The sequence below is a fragment of the Streptomyces spongiae genome, assembly GCF_009377185.1.
GTDB classification, from domain to species: domain Bacteria; phylum Actinomycetota; class Actinomycetes; order Streptomycetales; family Streptomycetaceae; genus Streptomyces; species Streptomyces spongiae.
In genome coordinates this window covers 1-15,786 of sequence record NZ_VJZC01000196.1, presented here as the reverse complement: position 1 = coordinate 15,786, position 15,786 = coordinate 1, and the positions used below count along the sequence as shown (strand labels likewise).

Here is a 15,786-nt window from a genome sequence, read left to right as displayed (position 1 = left end):
GGAAAATCCCTGCCGCTAGGGGGACCTGTGGGCCAGGGACAACGTGCGGCGGGCGGTGGCCACGATCGCCGGGTCGATGAAGCAACCGTTGGGGAGGGCCTGGGCGCCGGCGGTCCTGGCGGTGGCGCGGAGGATCTCCTCCGCCGACTCGACCTCCTCCCGCGTCGGCAGGTACGCCCGTTCGATGACCGGAAGCTGGCGCGGGTGGATGGCGGCGCGCCCGAAGAACCCGAGGGCGCGACCGTGGGCGCAGGAACGGGCCAGGCCGTCGAGGTCCCTGGTGTCCGGGTGGATCGACTGGGCGGGAGGCGGGAGGGACGCGGCCCGCGCGGCCAGGACGACCCGGGAGCGGGGCCAGTCCAGGGCCGCGTCGGACCGTACGCCGAGGTCGGCCCGGAGGTCCGCCTCGCCCAGGGCGATGCCCTTGAGTGCCGGGTGCGAGGTCGCGACGGCGTAGGCATGTTCCACGCCCAGGGCGGTTTCGAGGAGGGCGTACAGGGGGATCGCTCCACCCCCGGCCGGGGCGCACGACTCCGCCACGCGGACGACCTCCGCGGGAGACGTCACCTTGGGCAGGCGCAGGCCCGAGAGGCCGGGGAGCGGGGAGAGGGCGGTGAGGTCCGCGGCCGCGAGCGGGGTGTTCAGGGCGTTCACGCGGACGTGGACCGGGACCGGCGGAGACTCGGAGAGCAGGTCGGCGGTGGCCGCGCGCGCGTACTCCTTGCGGTCCGGGGCCACCGCGTCCTCCAGGTCGACGAGGACCACGTCCGCGCCGGAGGCGAGCGCCTTGGTCACCACCTCCGGGCGGTCGCCGGGGACGTACAGCCAGGTCAGGGGGAGGGGCTCGGTCGAGAGAGGTGTTGCGGGAGTCAGGGGAGTCGTGGGAGTCACAGGGCGCCTTCCGCGCGCAGGGCGGCCAGGTCCCTGTCCGTCAGACCGAGTTCGGTCAGGACGGACTCCGTGTCCGCGCCGTGCGGCCGGCCCGCCCAGCGGATCGCGCCGGGGGTGGAGGACAGGCGGAAGAGGACGTTCTGCATGCGGAGCGGGCCCAGTTCGGGGTCGTCGACGGTCGTGAGGGTGCCGAGCGCCTCGTACTGGGGGTCCCGCATCACGTCCCGTACGTCATGGACGGGGGCCACCGCCGCCTCCGCCTTCTCGAAGGCCGCGATGACCTCCTCCCGGGTGTGGCGGGAGACCCATGCCTGCACGGCGGAGTCCAGGACGTCCGCGTGGCGGGCCCGGCCGGCACCCGTCGTGAACCACGGTTCGGTGGTCAGTTCGGGGCGGCCCACCAGCCGCATCACCCGCTCCGCCACCGACTGGGCCGAGGTCGAGACCGCGACCCAACGCCCGTCCGCCGTGCGGTAGGTGTTGCGGGGCGCGTTGTTCTGGGTGCGGTTGCCCGTGCGGGGCTGGACGTGGCCCAGCTGGTCGTACCAGAGGGGTTGCGGGCCGAGCACGGTCAGGATCGGCTCGATGATCGCCATGTCGACGACCTGCCCTTCGCCCGTGCGCTCGCGGGCCATGAGGGCCGTCATCACCGCGTACGCCGTCGTCAGGCCCGCGATGGAGTCCGCCAGGCCGAACGGCGGAAGCGTCGGCGGGGAGTCCGGTTCGCCGGTGATCGCGGCGAAGCCGCTCATCGCCTCCGCGAGGGTGCCGAAGCCCGGGCGGCGCGCGTACGGACCGTACTGGCCGAAGCCGGTGACCCGGGCGAGGACCAGACGGGGGTTCGTGGCGGAGAGGTCGGACCAGCCGAGGCCCCACTTCTCCAGGGTTCCCGGGCGGAAGTTCTCGATGATCACGTCGGCGGTCGCGGCGAGCCGGAGCAGGGTCGTCCGGCCGCCCGGCCTGGACAGGTCCAGGGCCATCGTGCGCTTGTTGCGGCCGAGGAGCTTCCACCACAGGCCCACACCGTCCTTCGACGGGCCGTGGCCCCGGGACGGGTCCGGTTTGCGCGGGTGCTCGACCTTGATGACCTCCGCGCCGAAGTCGCCGAGCATCGTGGCGGCGAGGGGCCCCGCGAAGAGGGTCGCGAGATCGAGGACGCGCAGGCCGGACAGCGGCGCGGGCGTCGCGTTCAGGTCGAGCGTCGAGTCGTGCATCGGGGTGTCGTCTCCCGGAGGGTCAGCTGGGCGAGGGCGTCGAAGCCGATGCCGTTGAAGTCGGCCACGGAGGTGGCGAGCCGGTTCTTGAGGGGCAGGGTCCAGCGTTCGGGCAGGGCGGTGGCTCGGCCGGCCAGGAGGCCCGCGATGCTGCCCGCCGTCGCGCCGTTCGAGTCCGTGTCCAGGCCGCCCGACACCGCACGGCAGATGGAGCCGGTGAAGTCACCGTCGGCGTGGGTGAGGGCGGCGGCGAGCAGCGCGGTGTTGGGGACGGCGTGGACCCAGTGGTAGTCGGCGTGGGCGGTGTGGAGTGCGTCCACGACCGTGTCGAAGTCCTTGTGCTCCTGGGCCAGTTGGATCGCGTGACGGACCGCCAGGGCGAGGCGCGAGCCGGGTGGGACGACGCGCAGTCCGGTGCTCAGGCAGTGGTGGACGTCGTGGGTGCCGGTGGCGGCCTCGGCGATGGTGGCGGCGGCGAACATGGCCGCGTACACGCCGTTCGCGGTGTGGGTCAGGACCGCGTCCCGGTGGGTCTGTTCGGCCGCGGTCGCGGGGTCGCCGGGGTTGGTCCAGCCGTGGACGTCCGCGCGGATGAGGGCGCCGATCCACTCGCGGAACGGGTTGCGGTGGCGGGCCGTGCGCGGTGGCTCGATGCCGGTGAGGAGGTTGCGGTAGGCGACGCGTTCGGCCGTGAAGGTACGGCCGGCGGGGAGTTCGTCGAGCCAGAGGCGGGCCACGTCGGCCGTGGTGAAACCGGGGCCGTGGCGCCCGAGCAACAACAGGTTGAGCAGCGGGTAGTTGAGGTCGTCGTCCTCCGGCATGCCGTCGATGTTCTCGGCGAGGGAGGTGGCGGCCGAGCGGCGGTTGAAGGGGTGGGCGGCCGCGAGGTCGGCGGGCAGGCCGCGCGCGGTGAACCAGGTGCTCAGGGGCCAGTTGCCGGTGCACCGGGCGAGCTCGCGGATGGCGTGCAGGGGGAGCTTCTCCACGGGTTTGCCGAGGAGACAGCCCGCGGCCCTGCCGAGCCAGGCGGCTTCCAGGCGGGCCAGGTGGCCGGCCGGGACGCGGTGGGGCCCTCTGGCCGGCCACTCGGGGCACAGGGCGCGGATCGCGACGAGATCCGTCGGCTCCGCGTCCCGCAACCCGCTGGGCAGGTCGGCCAGTTCGTCCAGCAGATCCTCGGCCAGCAGCCGCAGGTACGCGGACACGGGCTCCGGTGACGCTCCGGCGCGGTGCGGGGCCGCCGGGCCGCCCGCCGCGATCCAGCGCGCCGCGATCGCCGACGGCTCGCGGCCGTCCTGGGCGGCCTGCCGCAGTTCGTGACCGAGGAGGTCCTCCGGCTGCACCCAGGTCAGGCGCAGCGCGGTCACGGTCATGGGGGTCACCGGCCGGCCGCCAGGGTCGTGAAGACCTCCTCGTGCGCCCTCCGGCGGCATACGTCCCGTGCGAAGACCTCGCGCGCCACCTCCGCGAGGACCTCCGCCGGGGCGTGCAGGTCGAGGCGGCTGGCCTCGGCGACCTGCTTCGCCCAGTCGGAGGGGACCTCCGAGCCGAGCGCGCCCGCGAGGGCGCCGGACATCGTGGCGATGGAGTCGCAGTCGCGGCCGTAGTTCACCGAGCCGAGCACGGCGTGCCGGTAGTCGCCGCGCGCCACCACCAGCATGCCCAGCGCGACCGGGAGTTCCTCGATGGCGTGCACCCGGGAGGGGCGGCGGGCACCCAGCGAGGGGGAGCGGTAGTCGGGGCCGACGGTGTCGTACGGCGCCACCGCCTCGCGCAGGGGCCTCAGTGCCGACTCGAAGTCCGTGTAGCGGGACGCCACGTCGCAGACCGTCTCGATCGCGGCGCGGGTGCCGTCCTTGGCCAGGGACAGGCAGGCGGCGACCACCGAGTCGGCGGTCGCGCCCGGCGCGCACGCCGCCGCGACGGCCGCCGCGAACACCCCGGCCGCCTCCCGGCCGTACGACGACTGGTGGGCGCCCGCCACGTCGAGCGCCTCGGCGTACGCGCCCCGCGGATCGGCCGCGTTGACCAGGCCGACCGGGGCCATGTACATCGCGGCACCGCAGTTGACGATGTTGCCGACGCCGGCCTCGCGCGGGTCCACATGGCCGTAGTGGAGGCGGGCCACCAGCCACTTCTCCGCGAGGAAGATCCGCTGGAGCGGGAGGGCCTCCGTCTCCAGTTCCGGGATCCAGCGCGGGGTCGTCATCAGGTCCGGGACCAGGTGGTCGGCCACGGTGTACGCGTCGAGGTGGTCGCGGACCGTGGCGTACACGCGGACCAGCGCGTGTGTCATGAGGGTGTCGTCAGTGATGTGTCCGTCGCCCTTGTGGTACGGGGCGATGGGCCGGGCGGTGCGCCACTCGTCGCCGTTCCAGGGCCCGACGACGCCGTGTACGCGGCCGCCGTGGCGTTCGGTGATCTGCTCGGGGGAGTAGCCCTCGACGGGGCCTCCGAGGGCGTCGCCCACGGCTGCGCCGACCAGGGAGCCGGTGATGCGTTCGTCCAAGGCAGGGTGCTCGTGCCGTTCGTCCACGGTGGGGGGCTCTTTCGGTTCGTCCGGGGTGCCCTGAGTGGGCGCTGTGCCCGAAGTACTCTTCATGCCCGAATCATTCACCTGGGGTGGCCAGTTCCGTGGCTGCGAGAAGTTCGGCGAGGTGTACGAGATCCGTACCGGTGAGGCGGGGTAGCGCGCAGCCGGAGAGGGTGCGGCAGGCGTCCCGCCACGTGGCCGGGATGGCGGCGCCGCCGCCGAGCGCACCGGACAGCGCGCCGACGAGGGCGGGGGCGGAGTCGGCGACCCGGGACAGACAGGCGGCGGCGGGCACGGCCTCGGCGATCCGGCCGCGGGCGGCGGTGACGAGCGCGAGGGCGACGGGGACGGTCTCGGCGGCCGCGATGCCGTAGCTGTAGACATGGTCGACGATCTGATGCTCCAGCAGGGGTACGAGAGCGAATGTTCCCTCGCTCCCGTGGTCCCGGGCGAGGCGTAGCGCGTGCCGGGCGTTGCGGCCGATCTCCGTCTCCTGGGGGAGCTCGGCGAGCGCCGCCGCCACACAGGCGTCCACGTCAGCGCCGTCGAGCGCGAGTGCCAGTGCGGCACCCATGGCGCGGGCGCCGTGCACGCCGTCGCCGTCCTGTGTGTAGCGCGCGTCGAACTCGGCCAACTCGGCGGCGAGTTGGGGGTCTCCGGTGTGGGCGATGGCGAGCACACAGGCCCGTACGCAGGCGGCGTCGTCGAAGTAGTGCGGGTTGTCGTGGCCCGTGGCGGGCGGGCGCAGTCCGGTGGCGAGGTTGCCGAGGCCGGCGCGTACGGAGATGCGGGCGCGCAGCGGCAGGACGGCCGACTCGACCTCGGGTGCCCGCTCGGCGGCGGCCGCGACCTCGCTGGCGACGGCGTTCCAGGACAGGTCGATCGACGCGCGCATCCGCCGGGCCCGGCTGAGGTCGCCGAGCGCGCCGCAGTCCCCGGCCCGCAGTACGGCTTCCGCCGCGAAGACCGCCCACTCCGCGTCGTCGGAGGGGCCGAGTCTGAGTGGCTCCGGCGGCTGGTTGAGGGCGATGGGTACGGGGAGTGTGGTCGTCGCGTTGTGCTCGGCGAAGGTGTCCAGTTCGCGGGTGAGGCGGCGGGTCCACTCCGGCATCCGGGCGGCTCGGTGCCTTGCTGCCGGCCAGCCGGCGGCGTCGCCTGCGGCCAGGCCCAGGAGGAGGCCCTCGATGCGGGTGCCCTCCGGGGGGTGCGGGGGCTTGGCCGCCTCGGCTTCGCCTTCGGCCGGGTTTGATTTCCCACCCGCACCGCCCGTGCGGGTTTCGTTGTCGGGTGCGGGTGGCCCCTGTGGGGGGTGCTCGCCGTTGGCGGCTGCCGGGCCGGGGAGAGTTCGGGGGCTCACTGGCGTGCCTCCTGGGCCGGGCGCCGTCCGGGTGTCCACTTGGGGGACTCGTCCGCGGTCAGCAACTCCGCGATGTCCAGGACGTGGTGGCCCTCCATCGAGGGCAGGCAGCTGCCCCGGGCCGGGCCGATGGCAGCCGCCCAGGCCGGTGGGATCGCCGAGGCGCCCCGGGTGGCGCCGGCCAGCGCGCCCGCGACGGCCGCCGTGGTGTCGGCGTCGCGGCCCATGTTGACGGCTGTGAGCACCGCACTTGTGAAGTCGCCGTCGGCTGCCGCGTACGCGCCGAAGGCCAGGGCGACGGCCTCCGGCGCGAGGTCGGTCCAGGGGTAACCGCCGATCACCACGGCGGAGCGGACCGCGCGTTCGCCGAGGTGGGCGGCCGCCACCGCCCGGCGCAGGGAGCGGGCGGTCCAGGAGTCGTCCGGGACGACCGCCAGGGCCGAGGCGACCACGGCGATCGTCGGGGCGCCTCCCATCGCGGCCGCCACGCCCGCAGCGACCGCCTGCCCGCCGTAGATGCCCTCGCCCTCGTGACTCACCGAACCGTCGATGGCGACCAGCCGGGCCGCCTCCGCCGGTCGGCCCGCCGCGAAGACGCCGAAGGGCGCGGCCCTCATGGCCAGTCCGTCGCTCCACGCGTGCCGGTGCTGGGCCGAGATCGGTGCCGCGAGGCCCCGGCGCAGGTTCTCCAGTGTGCCGCGCTCGCTGAAGCCCGCGCCCCGGAACGGACCCTCGTCACGGTCCGCGATCCACTGGTGCCAGGCCGACTCCACATGCCCGACCGTGAGCGCCGACCCGTGCCGGGCCAGCAGCAGCCCGGAGAAGATCGCGTACTCGGTGTCGTCCGTGCCGCAGGGGCGCTCGGTCACGTACCCCGTGATCCGGCCCCAGCGCGCGCGGATCTCCGACGGCTTCATGTTCTCGGCGGGCGCGCCCAGCGCGTCCCCGACGGCGAGCCCGAGCAGCGCGCCGCGCGCCCGCTCGCGCAGGCCGGCGGCGTCCCCGGGCGCCGGGATCGAGGGAATGCAGGCGGTGGCAGCCATACGATGCCTCTCTGAGGGACTGAGCGACCCCGGGGACGCGTCAGGAACGCACCCGTCCCCGGCGCCGCTTAGCTGCGAGTAGTTGATCTGCTCTTCGGATCTTTTGACACCGCGCGTCCCACCGGCTTCCGGAATCCCCGCCAATCACCCGGTCGACATCTGTGCGGAACCCTGTACGAATGAGCGGATGGATGCGTGCGACGCCCCGAAATCACCGGGCCGCATGCTGGGATGGCGCAGGTAAGTACGGCCTTCCTTGCTGGCAGGAGTGATTTTCCGCGCGTACGTTCGAGGGTGTTGAGCAGAGTCATTGAGGAGAATCGGCACCACCCGAGGGGGACCCGAACCGTGGCCATCATCGAGACCGAGGCGACGCTGCACGAGGCGCACCGGGACAATCACACGCACCGGGACGTGAACGGTGGCTGGCTGCGTCCCGCCGTCTTCGGGGCGATGGACGGGCTCGTGTCCAACCTGGCCCTCATGACCGGTGTCGCGGGCGGCTCCGTCGGTCAGCAGGCGATCGTCCTCACCGGGCTCGCCGGACTCGCGGCGGGGGCCTTTTCCATGGCCGCCGGCGAGTACACCTCCGTCGCCTCGCAGCGTGAACTCGTCGAGGCCGAACTCGACGTCGAGCGGCGGGAGTTGAGAAAGCACCCGCAGGACGAGGAGCAGGAGCTCGCCGCGCTCTACGTCAGCCGCGGCGTCGAGCCCGACCTCGCCCGGCAGGTCGCCGTACAGTTGTCGAGCGATCCCGAGCAGGCCCTGGAGATCCACGCCCGGGAGGAACTGGGCATCGACCCCGGCGACCTGCCCTCGCCGACCGTCGCCGCCGTCTCGTCCTTCGGCTCCTTCGCCCTGGGCGCGCTGCTCCCCGTCCTGCCGTACCTGCTCGGTGCGACGGTCCTGTGGCCCGCCGTACTGCTGGCGCTCGCCGGGCTCTTCGGGTGTGGTGCCGTCGTGGCCAGGGTGACGGCGCGGACCTGGTGGTTCAGTGGGCTGCGGCAGCTCGCGCTCGGGGGCGCCGCGGCGGGTGTGACGTACGCCCTGGGCAGTTTGTTCGGTGCGGCCCTATGATGCATCGGCTGCCCGTATGCGAACTACCTATGCGAGGGACCGCATAAGTAATCGTTACTACGCGGTTTCGAATGCTTAACCGCTGGGCATGAGCCGTAAGCGCCGCGGGCAATGACGCTCGCTCCGCATCCGTGGTGGGCGACCTGGCCCCCTGCGCATCCCGGGTCGTCGGACATTGATCTGTCCGTTCGGCTCCCCTTGATTTCGCCGCCGCGCGTGGTACCCGCGCCGCGTGCCAGCGGCGTCCGCATGTTGGAACGAAGTATCTCGGTTCCCGAGAAGCGCTCCATCATGTAACCTGCACGAAATTTTGCGCAGAGGGCCAGCGTCGTCCCTCGGCAACTGCTAATGCCACTGACGACGACGGGAGAGCCGATGCGTACGCCGCGCCAGCCGTCCCAGCACTCCACGAATGGCCAGAACTGGTCGTTCATGGATGCTCGCCCTGCTGCGCAGGGTATGTACGACCCCCGCAACGAGCACGACGCGTGCGGCGTCGGCTTCGTCGCGACCCTCACCGGCGAGGCGTCCCACACCCTGGTCGAACAGGCCCTCACGGTCCTGCGCAACCTGGAGCACCGCGGTGCCACCGGCTCCGAGCCCGACTCCGGCGACGGCGCCGGCATCCTCTCCCAGGTCCCCGACGCCTTCTTCCGCGAGGTGGCCGGATTCGAGCTGCCCGAGGCCGGCGCGTACGCGGTCGGTATCGCGTTCCTCCCGGAGGACGGCACCGACGACGCCGTCTCGACGATCGAGACGATCGCCGCCGACGAGGGCCTGACCGTCCTCGGCTGGCGCGAGGTGCCGGTCGCCCCCGAGCTCCTGGGCGCCACCGCCCGCTCGACGATGCCCGCCTTCCGCCAGGTCTTCGTGACCGACGGGGCCAGCAAGGGCATCGACCTCGACCGCAAGGCCTTCGTGCTGCGCAAGCGCGCCGAGCGCGAGGCCGGCGTCTACTTCCCGTCGCTGTCCGCGCGGACCATCGTCTACAAGGGGATGCTCACCACCGGTCAGCTGGAGCCCTTCTTCCCGGACCTGTCCGACCGCCGGTTCGCCTCCGCGATCGCGCTCGTGCACTCCCGGTTCTCCACGAACACCTTCCCGAGCTGGCCGCTCGCCCACCCGTACCGCTTCGTCGCGCACAACGGCGAGATCAATACGGTCATGGGCAACCGCAACTGGATGCGCGCCCGCGAGTCCCAGCTGGCCTCGGACCTGTTCGGTTCGCAGGAGAACCTGGAGCGGATCTTCCCGATCTGTACGCCCGAGGCATCCGACTCCGCCTCCTTCGACGAGGTCCTGGAGCTCATCCACCTCGGCGGCCGCTCCCTGCCGCACTCCGTGCTGATGATGATCCCGGAGGCGTGGGAGAACCACGACTCGATGGACCCGGCCCGGCGCGCCTTCTACCAGTACCACTCCACGATGATGGAGCCCTGGGACGGCCCGGCCTGCGTCACCTTCACCGACGGCTCCCAGGTCGGCGCCGTGCTCGACCGCAACGGTCTGCGCCCCGGCCGCTACTGGGTCACCGACGACGGCCTCGTCGTCCTCGGCTCCGAGGTCGGCGTCCTCGACATCGACCCGTCCAAGGTCGTCCGCAAGGGCCGCCTGCAGCCGGGCCGTATGTTCCTCGTCGACACCGTCGAGCACCGCATCATCGAGGACGACGAGGTCAAGGCCCAGCTCGCCGCCGAGAACCCGTACGCGGAGTGGCTGGAGGCCGGCGAGATCGAGCTCTCCGACCTGCCCGAGCGTGAGCACATCGTGCACACCCACGCCTCGGTCACCCGCCGCCAGCAGACCTTCGGCTACACCGAGGAGGAGCTGCGCGTCCTCCTCGCGCCGATGGCCAAGGCCGGCGCCGAGCCGATCGGCTCCATGGGCACGGACTCGCCGATCGCCGCGCTGTCCGAGCGCCCCCGGCTGCTCTTCGACTACTTCACCCAGCTGTTCGCGCAGGTCACCAACCCTCCGCTGGACGCCATCCGCGAGGAGCTCGTCACCTCGCTGCGCTCCTCGCTGGGCCCGCAGGGCAACCTGCTGGAGCCCACGGCCGCGTCCTGCCGTTCGGTCACCCTGCCCTTCCCGGTGATCGACAACGACGAGCTGGCCAAGCTCATCCACATCAACGCCGACGGCGACATGCCCGGCATGAAGGCCGCGACCCTCTCGGGCCTGTTCCGCGTCTCCGGCGGCGGTGACGCCCTCGCCGAGCGCCTCGAGGAGATCTGCGCCGAGGCCGACGCCGCCATCGACAACGGCGCGCGCCTGATCGTCCTCTCCGACCGCCACTCGGACGCCGAGCACGCGCCGATCCCGTCGCTGCTGCTCACCGCGGCCGTCCACCACCACCTCATCCGCACCAAGGAGCGCACCCACGTGGGCCTCCTGGTCGAGGCCGGTGACGTCCGCGAGGTCCACCACGTCGCGCTGCTCATCGGCTACGGCGCGGCGGCCGTGAACCCGTACCTGGCGATGGAGTCCGTCGAGGACCTCGTCCGCGCCGGAACGTTCCTGTCGGACATCGAGGCCGAGAAGGCCATCCGGAACCTGATCTACGCCCTCGGCAAGGGCGTCCTGAAGGTCATGTCCAAGATGGGCATCTCCACCGTGGCCTCCTACCGCGGTGCCCAGGTCTTCGAGGCCGTCGGACTCGACGACGCCTTCGTCGAGAAGTACTTCAACGGCACGGCCACCAAGATCGGCGGCGTCGGCATCGACGTGGTCGCCAAGGAGGTCGCCGCCCGCCACGCCAAGGCATACCCGGCCTCCGGCATCGCCCCGGCGCACCGCGCGCTGGAGATAGGCGGCGAGTACCAGTGGCGCCGCGAGGGCGAGCCGCACCTGTTCGACCCGGAGACGGTCTTCCGCCTCCAGCACTCCACGCGCTCCGGCCGCTACGACGTCTTCAAGAAGTACACCGAGCGCGTGAACGAGCAGTCCGAGCGTCTGATGACGCTGCGCGGCCTGTTCGGGTTCAAGGCCGGGGAGCGTCAGCCCATCTCCATCGACGAGGTCGAGCCGGCCTCCGAGATCGTCAAGCGCTTCTCGACCGGCGCCATGTCGTACGGCTCGATCTCGCGCGAGGCGCACGAGACGCTCGCCATCGCCATGAACCAGCTGGGCGGCAAGTCCAACACCGGTGAGGGCGGCGAGGACCCGGAGCGCCTGTACGACCCGGCGCGCCGTTCGTCGATCAAGCAGGTCGCCTCCGGCCGCTTCGGCGTGACGTCCGAGTACCTGGTCAACGCGGACGACATCCAGATCAAGATGGCCCAGGGCGCCAAGCCCGGCGAGGGCGGCCAGCTGCCCGGCCACAAGGTGTACCCGTGGGTGGCGAAGACCCGGCACTCGACGCCGGGCGTGGGGCTGATCTCCCCGCCGCCGCACCACGACATCTACTCCATCGAGGACCTGGCCCAGCTGATCCACGACCTCAAGAACGCCAACCCGCAGGCCCGCATCCACGTGAAGCTGGTCTCCGAGGTCGGCGTCGGCACGGTCGCCGCGGGTGTCTCCAAGGCGCACGCGGACGTGGTGCTCATCTCCGGCCACGACGGCGGTACGGGTGCCTCCCCGCTGACCTCGCTGAAGCACGCCGGTGGTCCCTGGGAGCTCGGCCTCGCCGAGACCCAGCAGACCCTGCTGCTCAACGGCCTGCGCGACCGGATCGTCGTACAGACCGACGGCCAGCTGAAGACCGGCCGTGACGTCGTCATCGCCGCGCTGCTCGGCGCCGAGGAGTTCGGTTTCGCGACCGCGCCGCTCGTCGTCTCCGGCTGCGTCATGATGCGCGTCTGCCACCTGGACACCTGCCCGGTCGGCATCGCCACCCAGAACCCGACCCTCAGGGACCGGTTCACCGGCAAGGCCGAGTACGTCGTCAACTTCTTCCAGTACATCGCCGAGGAGGTCCGCGAGATCCTCGCCGAGCTGGGCTTCCGCTCCATCGCGGAGGCCGTCGGCCACGCCGAGGCACTCGACGTGACCCGCGCGGTCGACCACTGGAAGGCGCAGGGCCTGGACCTGGAGCCGCTGTTCCACGTGCCCGAGCTGCCCGAGGGCGCGGTGCGCCACCAGCTCGTCCCGCAGGACCACGGCCTGGAGAAGGCGCTCGACAACGAGCTGATCAAGCTCGCGGCGGACGCGCTGGCCGCCTCGGACGCGACCGACGCCCAGCCGGTGCGCGCCCAGATCAAGGTCCGCAACATCAACCGCACGGTCGGCACGATGCTCGGCCACGAGGTGACGAAGAAATTCGGCGGGGCCGGTCTGCCCGACGACACGATCGACATCACCTTCACGGGTTCGGCGGGCCAGTCCTTCGGCGCGTTCCTGCCGCGCGGTGTGACGCTGCGCCTGGAGGGCGACGCCAACGACTACGTCGGCAAGGGCCTCTCCGGCGGCCGCGTGATCGTCCGTCCCGACCGGGGCGCCGACCACCTCGCCGAGTACTCGACGATCGCGGGCAACACCATCGCGTACGGCGCGACCGGCGGCGAACTGTTCCTGCGCGGCCGGACGGGCGAGCGGTTCTGCGTCCGCAACTCCGGCGCGACGGTCGTCTCCGAGGGCGTCGGCGACCACGGCTGCGAGTACATGACCGGTGGTCACGCGGTGATCCTGGGCGAGACGGGCCGCAACTTCGCGGCCGGCATGTCCGGCGGCATCGCGTACGTCATCGACCTCGACCGCGACAACGTCAACGTCGGCAACGTCAGCGCCGTCGAGGCCCTCGACGACACCGACAAGCAGTGGCTGCACGACGTGGTGCGCCGCCACGCCGAGGAGACCGGCTCGACGGTCGCCGAGAAGCTCCTCGCGGAGTGGCCCGTGGCCGTGGACCGCTTCAGCAAGATCATCCCCAGCACCTACAAGGCAGTGCTCGCCGCCAAGGACGCCGCCGAGCGAGCCGGTCTCTCCGAGACCGAGATCACCGAGAAGATGATGGAGGCGGCGACCAATGGCTGATCCCAAGGGCTTTCTGAACCACGGACGCGAGGTCGCCACGTCCCGCCCGGTCGACGAGCGCGTCAAGGACTGGAACGAGGTCTACGTTCCGGGCTCGCTGCTCCCGATCATCTCCAAGCAGGCCTCGCGCTGCATGGACTGTGGCATTCCCTTCTGCCACAACGGCTGTCCGCTCGGAAACCTCATCCCCGAGTGGAACGACTACGCCTACCGCGAGGACTGGACCGAGGCGTCCGAGCGCCTGCACGCCACGAACAACTTCCCGGAGTTCACGGGCCGTCTGTGCCCCGCTCCGTGCGAGGCGGCGTGCGTGCTCGGCATCAACCAGCCGCCGGTCACCATCAAGAACGTCGAGGTCTCCATCATCGACAAGGCGTGGGACAGCGGTGACGTCAAGCCGCAGGCTCCCGAGCGCCTGTCCGGCAAGACGGTCGCGGTCGTCGGGTCCGGCCCGGCGGGCCTGGCCGCCGCCCAGCAGCTGACGCGCGCGGGCCACACGGTCGCCGTCTACGAGCGCGCGGACCGCATCGGCGGTCTGCTGCGCTACGGCATCCCCGAGTTCAAGATGGAGAAGCGGCACATCAACCGCCGTATCGAGCAGATGCGCGCGGAGGGCACCCGCTTCCGTACGGGCATCGAGATCGGCCAGGACCTCAAGGCGACGGACCTGCGCAAGCGGTACGACGCTGTCGTGATCGCCGCGGGCGCCACGATGGCCCGTGACCTCCCGGTCCCCGGACGCGAGCTCAAGGGCGTCTACCAGGCCATGGAGTACCTGCCCCTGGCCAACAAGGTGCAGGAGGGCGACTTCGTGGCCCCGCCGATCTCGGCCGAGGGCAAGCACGTGGTGGTCATCGGCGGCGGTGACACGGGCGCGGACTGCGTGGGCACGGCCCACCGCCAGGGCGCGGCCTCGGTGACCCAGCTGGAGATCATGCCGAAGCCGGGCGACGAGCGTGCCGCGCACCAGCCGTGGCCGACCTTCCCCATGCTCTACAAGGTCACCTCGGCCCACGAGGAGGGTGGCGAGCGCGTCTACTCCGTCTCGACCACCCACTTCGAGGGCGACGAGGACGGCAACGTCCAGTGGCTGCACCTCATCGAGGTCGAGTTCATCGACGGCAAGCTGACCCAGAAGCCGGGTACGGAGCGCAAGATCCCCGCCCAGCTCGTCACGCTGGCGATGGGCTTCACGGGCACGGACCGCGAGAACGGTCTGGTGGACCAGTTCGGCCTGGACCTCGACGAGCGCGGCAACATCGCCCGCGACGCCGAGTACCAGACCAACGTCCCGGGTGTCTTCGTGGCGGGTGACGCGGGCCGCGGCCAGTCGCTCATCGTCTGGGCCATCGCGGAGGGCCGCTCGGCCGCCCGCGGGGTGGACCGCTTCCTCACGGGCGCGAGCGACCTGCCGGCGCCGATCCGGCCCACGGACCGGGCGCTGATGGCCTGAGGCCCGCACGGTCCGCACGGTCCGCACGGTCCGCACGGTCCGCACGAGAACGGTGACCTGAGGGTCACGCACATGCGTCCCGTACAACGGCGTACGGAACACCAGATGGCGCCTGCCCGCCAGTCCCCGACCGGACGACTGGGCAGGCGCCGTCGCATGCGCTTTCGCCTTGGCGGCCTGCCCGCTGCCGACTGCCGGGTGCCGGGTGCCTCAGGCTGCTCCGTTCCTCAGTGCCGACGTCATCCCCACCGCCAGAAGCACCAGCACCGCCAGTACCGCCACGCACGCCCCTGCCTGTATCAGCGTGCGGCGGCCGCCGCGGGGTGCGTACGCGAAGGCCAGGGCCACCGCCGAGCCCGTCAGCAGACCGCCCAGGTGGCCTTGCCAGGAGGTGATCGCCGCCGAGAGGACCAGCCACAGGAGCAGGCCCGCCATGAAACGGTTGACGCCCTGTGTGTCGGCGCCGAGGCGGCGGGCCAGGACGTAGTACGCGGTGCACACACCGAAGAGCGCCCCCGAGGCCCCCACCGTGCTCGTGGTTGGTGCCAGGAGGAGCACCAGGACCGAGCCGCCCAGCGCGGACAGCAGGTACAGGGCGAGGTAGCGGGCGCGGCCGAGCTGCGACTCCACCACCCGGCCGACGTTCCACAGCGTGACCATGTTCATCACGATGTGCAGGATCCCGAACGTCCCCTGCGTGGGCGGGAGGTGCAGGAACGCACCGGTGAGCAGGCGGTACCACTCGCCGTTCACGACGCCCTCGGCCGCGAATCCGGCGGGGTAGGTGTCCTGCCAGACGTAGTGACCACCGTCCGGACCCGTCAGCCCCGCGCCCAGCATCGAGAAACGGTCCAGGGTCTCCGGGCGGACCACCTCGGCCAGGTAGGCCAGGACGTTCAGGACGATGAAGGTGTACGTCACGAGCGGTGCCGTCGTGATGCGCCCTCCGAACGCCGTGCGCGCCTCCCGGACCGATCGCGCACCCTCCCGCACGCACTCCACACACTGGTGGCCGACGGCCGCCTCCCGCATGCAGTCCGGGCAGATGTACCGGTCGCACCGGGTGCAGCGGACGTGGGACTCCACCTTGGGATGGCGGTAGCAGGTGGTGACGGCGGACTCGGACGGCGACTCGGGTTCCACTTCCGGCTCCTTGCGGGGGTGCGGGGGTGCGGGTCTGACGGTGAGCCGGTGGGGACGGCGGCGAACAAAATAGCGAACACCTGCGACGGGAGGGAGGGAAG

Annotated in this window: 10 protein-coding genes; 3 read left to right on the top strand and 7 right to left on the bottom strand. The window is 71.9% G+C overall.

Annotated elements, in window-relative coordinates; all coding sequences use genetic code 11:
• Nucleotides 1–15: 15 nt before the first annotated feature.
• Genes FNH08_RS24675 through FNH08_RS24650 form a run of 6 tightly spaced genes read right to left on the bottom strand, consistent with a single transcriptional unit; the run spans nucleotide 16 to nucleotide 7,038 of the window.
• Nucleotides 16–891 (bottom strand): HpcH/HpaI aldolase/citrate lyase family protein, encoded by an 876-nt coding sequence (locus FNH08_RS24675; RefSeq protein WP_322725289.1) that lies wholly within the window; start codon nucleotides 889–891, stop codon nucleotides 16–18.
• Nucleotides 888–2,105, bottom strand: a complete 1,218-nt coding sequence (locus FNH08_RS24670) for a CaiB/BaiF CoA transferase family protein (protein ID WP_152773746.1) — start codon at nucleotides 2,103–2,105, stop codon at nucleotides 888–890. The genes FNH08_RS24675 and FNH08_RS24670 overlap by 4 nt, the downstream gene beginning before the upstream one ends.
• Nucleotides 2,081–3,478 carry an ADP-ribosylglycohydrolase family protein gene (locus tag FNH08_RS24665; protein ID WP_228034315.1) on the bottom strand — a complete coding sequence of 466 codons (1,398 nt, stop codon included), beginning with the start codon at nucleotides 3,476–3,478 and terminating at the stop codon, nucleotides 2,081–2,083. The genes FNH08_RS24670 and FNH08_RS24665 overlap by 25 nt, the downstream gene beginning before the upstream one ends.
• A 5-nt stretch (nucleotides 3,479–3,483) precedes the next feature.
• Nucleotides 3,484–4,707 (bottom strand): ADP-ribosylglycohydrolase family protein, encoded by a 1,224-nt coding sequence (locus FNH08_RS24660; RefSeq protein ID WP_152773744.1) that lies wholly within the window; start codon nucleotides 4,705–4,707, stop codon nucleotides 3,484–3,486.
• Between the two features lie 7 nt (nucleotides 4,708–4,714).
• Nucleotides 4,715–5,995 (bottom strand): ADP-ribosylglycohydrolase family protein, encoded by a 1,281-nt coding sequence (locus tag FNH08_RS24655; RefSeq protein WP_322725287.1) that lies wholly within the window; start codon nucleotides 5,993–5,995, stop codon nucleotides 4,715–4,717.
• Nucleotides 5,992–7,038, bottom strand: a complete 1,047-nt coding sequence (locus FNH08_RS24650; protein WP_152773743.1) for an ADP-ribosylglycohydrolase family protein — start codon at nucleotides 7,036–7,038, stop codon at nucleotides 5,992–5,994. The genes FNH08_RS24655 and FNH08_RS24650 overlap by 4 nt, the downstream gene beginning before the upstream one ends.
• A gap of 348 nt (nucleotides 7,039–7,386) precedes the next feature.
• On the opposite strand from FNH08_RS24650, the gene FNH08_RS24645 reads away from it, so the two are divergent.
• From FNH08_RS24645 to FNH08_RS24635, 3 genes are all read left to right on the top strand, one after another.
• Nucleotides 7,387–8,115: a VIT1/CCC1 transporter family protein gene (locus FNH08_RS24645; protein WP_322725286.1), complete on the top strand. Its 729-nt coding sequence runs from the start codon at nucleotides 7,387–7,389 to the stop codon at nucleotides 8,113–8,115.
• Between the two features lie 375 nt (nucleotides 8,116–8,490).
• The gene (gene gltB, locus FNH08_RS24640) at nucleotides 8,491–13,089 is read left to right on the top strand and encodes a glutamate synthase large subunit (RefSeq protein ID WP_152773741.1); all 4,599 of its coding nucleotides are present in this window, start codon (nucleotides 8,491–8,493) and stop codon (nucleotides 13,087–13,089) included.
• Nucleotides 13,082–14,542 carry a glutamate synthase subunit beta gene (locus tag FNH08_RS24635; RefSeq protein ID WP_152773740.1) on the top strand — a complete coding sequence of 487 codons (1,461 nt, stop codon included), beginning with the start codon at nucleotides 13,082–13,084 and terminating at the stop codon, nucleotides 14,540–14,542. The genes gltB and FNH08_RS24635 overlap by 8 nt, the downstream gene beginning before the upstream one ends.
• Before the next feature lie 210 nt (nucleotides 14,543–14,752).
• Here the strand turns inward: FNH08_RS24635 and FNH08_RS24630 are convergent, their stop codons facing one another.
• Nucleotides 14,753–15,685, bottom strand: a complete 933-nt coding sequence (locus FNH08_RS24630; protein WP_322725284.1) for a rhomboid family intramembrane serine protease — start codon at nucleotides 15,683–15,685, stop codon at nucleotides 14,753–14,755.
• Between the last annotated feature and the right edge of the window lie 101 nt (nucleotides 15,686–15,786).